Below are 7,849 nucleotides of genomic sequence, written 5' to 3'. Positions count from 1 at the left end.
ACCCCCTGCCCGCCGGCAGCACGGCCCGGTTCCTGCTCACCGCCCCCACCCCGCCGGTGACCCAGACCTACTACTACACGAACAACGCGGCGGACCCGGCCAACGGGAAGACGTGCATCTGGCAGCTGGTGGTCAGCGTCACCAACAACCTCTGCTCGGCGCAGATCAACTGGGGCACCTACGGCGGCGCCATCTGCACCATCGACGCGGCCAATTCCTTCATCGACCCGAACACGTGTCAGTCGCAGATCGTCACCAGCATCCAGTGAGCTGAACCGCGCGCCGCCAGCGGCCTTCCGTGAGGCCGCTGGCGTGCCGTGTTCGCGGCTCAGAAGCCCACGCGCGTCATGGTGAACGGCACCGGCGACACGCTGCCGCCCTTCACCAGGACGATGCCGGTGATATTTCCGGTGACGGTGCTGCGCTGGATCTGGGTGATGGCGTAGTAGTCCCGCTCCGCGCCCGCCAGGTCCTTGAAGACGATGAGCGCGCCCACCGCCGGGTTGTTGGGCAGCGCCCAGAAGCCGCCAGTCTCCGTGTTGCACCCGTAGATGGGGCACACGCGGCTCACCGTGCGGACGTAGCTGCCCTCCACGCGGTCCACGTACTCCGTGCCCGTCAGCGTCATGGAGGTGAGCTCCCCCGCGGCCGCTGGCGGCCAGTAGCGCGTGTAGCTCCCCACCAGCCCCAAGAGGCTGTCCGGAGCCTCGTACACCGCGGACTCCACCGTCTCCAGCGCCTCCGCTCCCGAGGGCGCGGGCTCCCGCGGCTCCGGACCTCCACAGCCAACGAACAGCCCGAGCCCGACGAGCAGACCTCCAAGACGTCCAACCGGATGCATGCGTTCCCCTGGGGTGTGATTCTACAGCGTGGCCTGAATTGAATGGTGATTCAGGTTTCACCACCAGTACCGGCGCGTCAGGGGCGGGTCAAGAACCATCCGGGTCCCGACCCGTGGCCTCAGGGGAGTCCCGCCAGGAGCGCGGCGAGCTTCTCCGGCTGCGAGGCGAAGGGCGAGTGCGAGGTCTCCAGCGTGTCCACGGTGAAGGCGTTGCCGGGCGTGAAGGCGTCCGCCTCGCGAATCATCAGGTCCTGGAGCTCGGAGGGGATGGCGCGGTCCTGGGTGCAGCGGAGGTAGCTGCGTGGGATGCGTCCCCAGCGCTCCCGCGTCGCGCCGACCTCGGAGGTCCAGAGGGACAGTGGCAGGTCCGGCGTGAGGGTGAGCGCGAAGGGCAGGAAGCCCGCCTCGTCCACGTCGTGGTAGAAGCCCTCTCGCAGGGTCCGCAGGTACGCCGCGTCGCCGCGCGGGTTGATGCGCACCGCGCCCAGCCTTCCCGGGTCACCGATGAAGAGCTTCTCACCGTAGACGGTGCGCCCCTCGGGAAGCGCCCCGTACGCGCTGGCGCTCTGGAGCCGCAACGGGCAGAACGCGCTCAGGTACGCCAGCCGACCGACGAGCCGCGGCGCCAGCTCTCCCGCCCGGGTGATGACGGTGCCGCCCGCACTGTGGCCCACGAGCACGGGCTTCGGCCCGCCCCGCAGCTTCTCCAGCACCGACACCACCGCCGCCGCGCAGTCCTCCAGGCGGATGTCCGCCTGCGGCGAGCGCTCCTCGGCCAGGCGCGCCGTGTCGCCCGTCAGGTACGACGCGGGGAAGCGCGCATTGAGGCCATGGCCGGGCAGGTCGATGGCCACCACCTGGTGTCCCCGCGAGCAGAGCGCCTCCGTGACACGGGTCCAGTGAAGGGCGTTGTGCCAGGCGCCGTGCACCAGGACGAACGTCCGCCCTCCCCTGCGCTTCTCCGCTGCACGTGGCACGGCCCCGGCGCCGAGTCCCGGGAGCACGGCCGTCCCCAGGAGGGCGGTCTTCATCACGTCACGACGATTCATGCGTTGCGTCCTTGCTGAGTGGGATGGAGGGTGGAGGCGCGTTCGCATCCAGCGCCTCGATGAGCCGCTCGCGCAGGCGTGCGAGGTCGAAGAGCTGCCGGTCGACCTCGGCCAGACGCTCCCGGTGGGCCGCGAGCGCATCCGGGCAGATGGCGCTCGTGACCTGCCGGAGCATGCACGGCGGGAAGGTGGAGAGTTCCTCCAGCGAGAAGCCCAGGCGGATCAGCCGGGCCACCTGCATGACCCGGGGTACCGCCTCCGCGTCGAAGTCGCGGTAGCCGTTGCTCCGCCGGTGCGAGGTGAGCAGCCCGGCCTTCTCGTAGTGACGGATGGAGCGTGCGCTGCAGCCCGTGAGCCGGGCGAGTTCTCCGATGTTCATCCTGCTCTCCAGGAAGGGACGCTAGCCCCTGACACCAGTGTCAAGGTCAAGCCCTTCCTGTAACGGAGCGCCTGGCGGAACGCCCGAGGTGCCGGGCGATTCGGGGGAGCGAGACGCTCGACCCACCCAGCGTCATGGCTCGGCTGCGCTTCCCGGACATGCCACCCGACGCGGAGCTGGAGACCTTCACCGCCTTCTGCTCCCTGTGCGACGGAAGCCAGCTCCTCTCGCGCCAGGGCGCCGGCCCCTGAAACCCCGAGCCGGTTCCCCGGGAGCGCGCGGCGCGCTCCCAGGGAGGCAGCCGCGGCTCAGTTCACCTGGGAGATGCGGCCCTCGATGGTGGTCGAGACGGGCTCGCCCTCGAAGCCGAGCACGTACTCCACCAACCCGTCCAGGTCCACCGGGCCCACCACGCGGTTGGCGCCGTTGAGCAGCTCGACGAAGCCGTCCCCTCCGCCGGCGAGGAAGCTGTTCACGGTGACGGAGTAGAGCCCCGCGGGGTCCAGCTCCACGCCGCCCTTGCGCACGGACACGATGCGGCTGCCCGAGGGCAGGCTGCTGTCGTACCGCACGGTGAGACCGGACACCTGGAGGATGCGGGGGCGGGCGGGGTCCGACCACTGCTGCTCGAGCACCGTCTTCACCTGCGCGCCCGTGAGGTCCATGCGCACCAGGTCGTTGGCGAAGGGCTGGATGGTGAAGAGCTCTCCCCAGGTGATGGCCCCGGCGTCCAGGTCCGCGCGGATGCCGCCCGGGTTCATGAAGGCGAAGTCCGTGCCCATCTTCGCGCGCTGGGCGTCCGCGATGAGGTTGCCCAGGGCGGATTCGCCCGCCGGGGACACGGTGCGGGTGATGTCCTGGGCGCTCGTGCCCAGCACGCGGTTGACCAGCGGCGCCACCGCGTCCTCGGCGCGCTTGACCAGCGCCGCCACCTTCGGGTCGGGAGTGAGTCCCGGCCCCGCGTCCGCCCAGGTCGTGTAGACGGCGGCGGACTTGGCCACCACGTCCCGGGTGAAGGGGTCGAGCTTCAGCGAGATGTCCGCGTAGGCCGTGGAGGAGGAGAAGGCCTGCGTCACCAGCACCGTCTTGCCCGTCGAGGTCTTCACCAGCGCGTTGGTGAACGAGTGGGCGTGGCCGGACACCACCACGTCCACCTCGTCGTCCAGACGCTCGACGATGTCCGCGATGGAGCCGCCCGGCCCCGGCAGGTCGGGGTTGGTGGGGCCTTCATAGGTGGTCATCCGGTCCCCTTCGTGGATGGTGACCACGATGGCGCGCACGCCCTGCCGCTTGAGCTTCGCCACCGCGCGGTTGATGGCCACCGCCTCGTCCTCGAAGGCCAGGCCCGCCACGCCCGCCGGGGTGACGATGCGGGGCGTGGTCCGGGTCACCGCGCCCACGAAGCCCACCGGGATGCCGCGCAGCATCTTCACCACGTACGGCGGCAGCAGGGGCTCGCCGCGCCGCGCGTCCACCACGTTGGCGGAGACATACGGGAAGGTGGTGCCCCTGTAGGGGTCCTCCAGGAAGGGGCCCTCGGGGTGCGCACCGCCGTACAGCAGGCGCAGCAGCTCCGCCCGGCCCTCGTCGAACTCGTGGTTGCCGAGCGTGCCCACCAGGTTGCAGCGCGGGTTCATCCGCCACCAGGACGAGCAATGCGCGTTGCCCAGCAGGTTGAGGAACGAGATGGCGGGCTCGTCCTGCAGCAGCGCCGAGGCCGGAGGCGAGGCGCCCACGTGGTCACCCGCGTGGACGATGACCGTGCGGTCCTCCATGCCCGCCTGCGCGGCCTTCAGGTAGGAGGCGAGCACCGCCGCGCCGCCCGCCGGGCGCGTGCCCACGGTGCGCGGGGACAGCTGGCCATGGAAGTCATTGAAGCCGAGGACCTTCACCTCGCGCCACGAGCGCGGGTTGGCGCCCTTCTCCGTCCACTCCACCCGGCGTGCCGCCAGCGCGCGCGCCTCGGGGCGGTCCGCCTCCAGGTCGTCCCCGCAGGCCCCCGTCTCGTGCGCCATCGCCGGGATGCCCGTACCGAGCATTCCGGCCAATGCCATGCCCAACCACTTCGTCGAATGAGTGAAGCCCATCTTTCGCTGCCTCCCCGCGGCCGGACTCCGCCGGCCCATGCAGGGCGAGCAACGTATGGGCAGACACACTCAGGCAGGGTTTCGTTTGCCTGACGGCCTTGCCAAGATTGCGTGACAATCCCGTCATGCGGCGAGCGCCCTTCGCTCCGGGGAACGAAGGGCGCCGCCAGCCAGCGGCGGGACTAGCGAGGAACCAGGTAGCAGGTGCCGTCGCCGTACAGGTAGCAGTCCGCGCGACGCGTCGGATACGGCGCGCCCCAGAACGCGTCCGCCAGGGTGGTCAGCCGGTTGCGGCAGACATTCGTCGCCCAGTCGGTGCAGTTCTGCGTCACGTCCGGGCCGGCGTACAGCAGGCCATTGTTGCACCGCGCGTAACACCAATCACCATTGCCGTTCGCGAGCTGCTCGACCGAGCCCAGGTTCTCCTGCTCCGGAACGCTCATGTCCGTGGTCTCCTCGGGCATGCCACCACAGCCCACGGTCATGGCCATCGCGAAACCCACCACCACGGACGACAGTCCCTTCATCATCTGTATGTCTCCAGGTTGAGGAGCCCCTTTCGGAGGGCTCACCAGCGTTGCGCTTCAGTCATTGAATAGCAGGAGAGCGGGTCTGTCTGTAGCAACCGGGAGAACGGCTTTATTTGCTATGCGTATTGCTGGAGCCACTGGCTTCTTCGCTGCCTGGAAAAGTTTCCCGCCGGGACGTACTTCGCGATACCTCTTCAGTGTGACTTTACATTTGCACCTCACTTCGAACATCACGCCTGCTCCATGAAGCCGTCCGGCTTCTCTGTGGCATGTGACATGTTGTTGCGACTCCCCACCCCCCATGTGTCAGGTGTTGTTCGACGCGCTGGGCACTCCCAAGGAGAACTCGTGTCGAGACTTTCAATGGCCGCCGCTCTCGTTCTGTTTCCCGTGCTCGGCTGCGGTGTCCAGGACGCCCCCTCCGTCCCGGCCTCCGAGCAAGCCCCCGAAGCGGCGCGCGTCGCTTCGGGAACGCCGCTCGCCGATGCGGGAACCGTGACGGACTGGTGGCGTCCCACTCCCGAGAAGCCCATCCACTGGCACTGGCAGCTCTCCCAGGACTTCGTCTACCCGCGCGACGTGCTGCCCCACAAGACGGTGTATGACCTCGACGGCGAGCTGACTTCCGCCGAGACCGTGGCGGCGCTTCATGCCCTCGGACCGGACGTCGTGGTGATCTGCTACTTCGACGCGGGCGTCTACGAAACCTATCGGTCGGACGCGTGGCGCTTCCCGGCGTCCGTGATTGGCAACCCGGATGAGGGCTGGGACGGCTCGTACTGGCTCGACATCCGCCAGCTGGACATCATCCTTCCCATCATGCGGGACCGGATGATCCATTGGTGCAAGAACAAGGGCTTCGACGCCATCGAGCCGGATGAGACGGAGGTCTGGAGCAACGACCCGGGCTTCCCCATCACCAAGGAGCAGAACAACGCCTTCAACATTGCCATCGCGGAGATGGCCCACTCGCTCGGAATGTCGGTGGGCCTCAAGGGCAACAACACCGAGGCCCCCGAGCTGGTGGACTCCTTCGACTGGGCCCTGACCGAGCAGTGCTGGGAGTTCGACGAGTGCCAGCTCTTCCGGGACAGCTTCATCGCGAAGGGCAAGGCGGTCTTCAACGTCGAGTACAACGTCAACCCCAACTGCACCCGCGCGAATCGGTGGCACATCAACTCGAGCCGACGCGACCTCGACCTGATGGGGCCGACCGCGAGCAGCTACCGCTACCAGCCCTGCGTCCCCGACAACCGGGACACCTGGTGAGGTGTCGAGCCGAGTCCCGACGACTCCCTCTCGCTCCTGAACTAGGGTGAGCCCCTCGGGACGGCGGCGCTCGAAGCGGGCCGCCGAGCCCTACGAGCGAGGCAGTGACATGAAGCTGGATGAACTGGGCCGCGAGACGACCTTCGAGGAGCTGGCGAAGCGCTTTCGCGGTCATGACCTGTGGGACTGGTTCCACGAGACGAAAGACCTCGTCCGCACGGAGGTGCGCCCGCGCCTCATCGAGGGAGGCCTCGACACCACCGAGGACGTGGAGACCGGTGAGGGCCCATGGGCGCTCATCATCGACGGGGACCTGGTGACGACGGGGGACCTCGCGTTCAGCACGGGCGATTACGCCACCAGCACCCTCATCGTGACGGGCCACCTCCGCGCCCGGAACCTCGAGTATGGGTACAGTGCGCGCGTGGCGGTGGACCGCGACCTCACGGCGACCGGAATCATCGTGGGCTCATGGGGAACGGACGGCGCGGTGCTGGGCGTCAGTGGAACGCTGAGCGCGCGGGCGGTGCTGCTGGACGCGCATACCCCCATCTGGGCGAACGCAGGCGGCCCGAGCTCCGTCCCCAAGGCCTTCCGCACCCTCATCGTCGGCGGCAAGGGCTGGCAGGAATTCGAACCCGACGTCAACGTCAGCGACAAGGACGCGCATGCGAACACCTTCGTGCCCGAGGTGCTGCAGAACGGCTGGCTCGATACCCACCTGGCGCTGGAGCATGCGCGGCGCGGCGGCAGCCCCTTCCGCCCCGAAGTCGAGCAGGAGTTGCGAGCGAAGAAGGGGCTCTGACCCGGGGCCTCCTCTTCACGAGAGCCGGTCAGGGCCTGACGTGTGACGTCATGGAGGATGGTCGGTGACAGCGTGGTGAAAGCCGGGTTGCGCAACATCCCCCCGACGCATTCAGGACGCACCAAGACACTGCACAGAGCAGGACGCCGCCTGGCGAAGCGCGGACCGGGGCGGCGCACGAAGGCGGAGTCCCCCACGCTGCCCGCGCCCGAGCCTTCCGTTCCCAACGCTTCCAGCGTCGCTGCGCCTGGAGGCGACACGCCTGGCTCACCTGGCGCCGCCCCTTCCGTCGCAGCCTCCTCCAGAGCAGACGACACGCCTGGCTCACCTGGCGCCGCACCTTCCGTCGCAGCCCCCTCCTCCACAGGAAGAGTCTCCGCGCCTTCCGCCTCGGCGCCTTCGGTGCCAGCGCCCTCCGACGGAGGCGTTCGGCCGCCGCTGGCACCGCGGTCCTCCTCCGCCGCCAACGCCTTCCAGAGCACCCGCCCCATGGGCTGGATGTTCTCCAGCGCGCTCTGCTCGTCGCCGCGCGCCACCGCCCGCACCAGCTCCGCCAGAGCTCCCCAGATGAGCCCCTCGCCCACCTGCACGCTTCCAGGCGCCAGCGCCCCCTCGCGCTCACCGTGCGCCAGCACCTCCCTCACCAACTCCCGCGCCTGGGCACCCAAGGCCTCCGGCTCCAGCGAGTCCGGATGCCAGTGCAGGAAGGTGAAGTGGAACAGCTCCGGCTTTCTCGTCGCGCACCACGCCAGGTCCTCCCAGAAGCTGTCGAAGACCTCGCGAAAGCCGCCCTCCGGCCGCGCCAGCTCGAAGTCCACGCGTGCGATGCGGCAGAGTTCGGTCTCGGCCCACTGACGCACCTCCCGCGCGAAGCCCGCCTTGCTGCCAT

Annotated in this window: 7 protein-coding genes and 1 pseudogene; 3 read left to right on the top strand and 5 right to left on the bottom strand. The window is 69.0% G+C overall.

The window, feature by feature from the left end; translation table 11 throughout:
• Nucleotides 1-269: pseudogene (locus HG543_RS49355) on the top strand (hypothetical protein); the annotation flags it as partial.
• Nucleotides 270-328: 59 nt separating this feature from the next.
• On the opposite strand, the gene HG543_RS49350 reads toward HG543_RS49355, so the two are convergent.
• The 5 genes from HG543_RS49350 to HG543_RS49330 all read right to left on the bottom strand — a co-directional run bounded on the left by HG543_RS49350 (nucleotide 329) and on the right by HG543_RS49330 (nucleotide 4,886).
• Nucleotides 329-841: a hypothetical protein gene (locus HG543_RS49350; RefSeq protein WP_169351935.1), complete on the bottom strand. Its 513-nt coding sequence runs from the start codon at nucleotides 839-841 to the stop codon at nucleotides 329-331.
• A gap of 119 nt (nucleotides 842-960) precedes the next feature.
• A complete protein-coding gene (locus tag HG543_RS49345) occupies nucleotides 961-1,890 on the bottom strand; it encodes an alpha/beta fold hydrolase (RefSeq protein WP_169351934.1) in 930 nt (309 codons plus the stop codon).
• Nucleotides 1,877-2,269, bottom strand: coding sequence for a MerR family transcriptional regulator (locus tag HG543_RS49340; protein ID WP_169351933.1), 393 nt, complete (start codon nucleotides 2,267-2,269; stop codon nucleotides 1,877-1,879). The genes HG543_RS49345 and HG543_RS49340 overlap by 14 nt, the downstream gene beginning before the upstream one ends.
• A gap of 308 nt (nucleotides 2,270-2,577) precedes the next feature.
• Nucleotides 2,578-4,323 (bottom strand): bifunctional metallophosphatase/5'-nucleotidase, encoded by a 1,746-nt coding sequence (locus tag HG543_RS49335; RefSeq protein WP_211194711.1) that lies wholly within the window; start codon nucleotides 4,321-4,323, stop codon nucleotides 2,578-2,580.
• A gap of 215 nt (nucleotides 4,324-4,538) precedes the next feature.
• Nucleotides 4,539-4,886 (bottom strand): hypothetical protein, encoded by a 348-nt coding sequence (locus tag HG543_RS49330; protein WP_169351931.1) that lies wholly within the window; start codon nucleotides 4,884-4,886, stop codon nucleotides 4,539-4,541.
• A 348-nt stretch (nucleotides 4,887-5,234) separates the two neighbouring features.
• Between HG543_RS49330 and HG543_RS49325 the strand changes: the two genes are divergently transcribed.
• Both HG543_RS49325 and HG543_RS49320 read left to right on the top strand, forming a co-directional pair.
• On the top strand, nucleotides 5,235-6,155 hold the full coding sequence (locus tag HG543_RS49325) for an endo alpha-1,4 polygalactosaminidase (RefSeq protein WP_343073639.1): 921 nt from the start codon (nucleotides 5,235-5,237) through the stop codon (nucleotides 6,153-6,155).
• Nucleotides 6,156-6,264: 109 nt separating this feature from the next.
• Nucleotides 6,265-6,960: a hypothetical protein gene (locus HG543_RS49320; RefSeq protein ID WP_169351930.1), complete on the top strand. Its 696-nt coding sequence runs from the start codon at nucleotides 6,265-6,267 to the stop codon at nucleotides 6,958-6,960.
• Nucleotides 6,961-7,849: the final 889 nt, after the last annotated feature.

It is taken from the genome of Pyxidicoccus fallax (assembly GCF_012933655.1).
GTDB lineage: Bacteria > Myxococcota > Myxococcia > Myxococcales > Myxococcaceae > Myxococcus > Myxococcus fallax.
The sequence above is the reverse complement of the archived record's forward strand: the minus strand, read 5'-3'. Positions and strand labels throughout refer to the sequence as shown.

Coding starts and splice junctions, on each gene's coding strand:
- HG543_RS49335 (WP_211194711.1), bottom strand. CDS start 4,323: ATGGCATTGGCCGGAATGCTCGGTACGGGCATCCCGGCGATGGCGCAC.
- HG543_RS49345 (WP_169351934.1), bottom strand. CDS start 1,890: ATGAATCGTCGTGACGTGATGAAGACCGCCCTCCTGGGGACGGCCGTG.
- HG543_RS49320 (WP_169351930.1), top strand. CDS start 6,265: ATGAAGCTGGATGAACTGGGCCGCGAGACGACCTTCGAGGAGCTGGCG.
- HG543_RS49340 (WP_169351933.1), bottom strand. CDS start 2,269: ATGAACATCGGAGAACTCGCCCGGCTCACGGGCTGCAGCGCACGCTCC.
- HG543_RS49330 (WP_169351931.1), bottom strand. CDS start 4,886: ATGATGAAGGGACTGTCGTCCGTGGTGGTGGGTTTCGCGATGGCCATG.
- HG543_RS49350 (WP_169351935.1), bottom strand. CDS start 841: ATGCATCCGGTTGGACGTCTTGGAGGTCTGCTCGTCGGGCTCGGGCTG.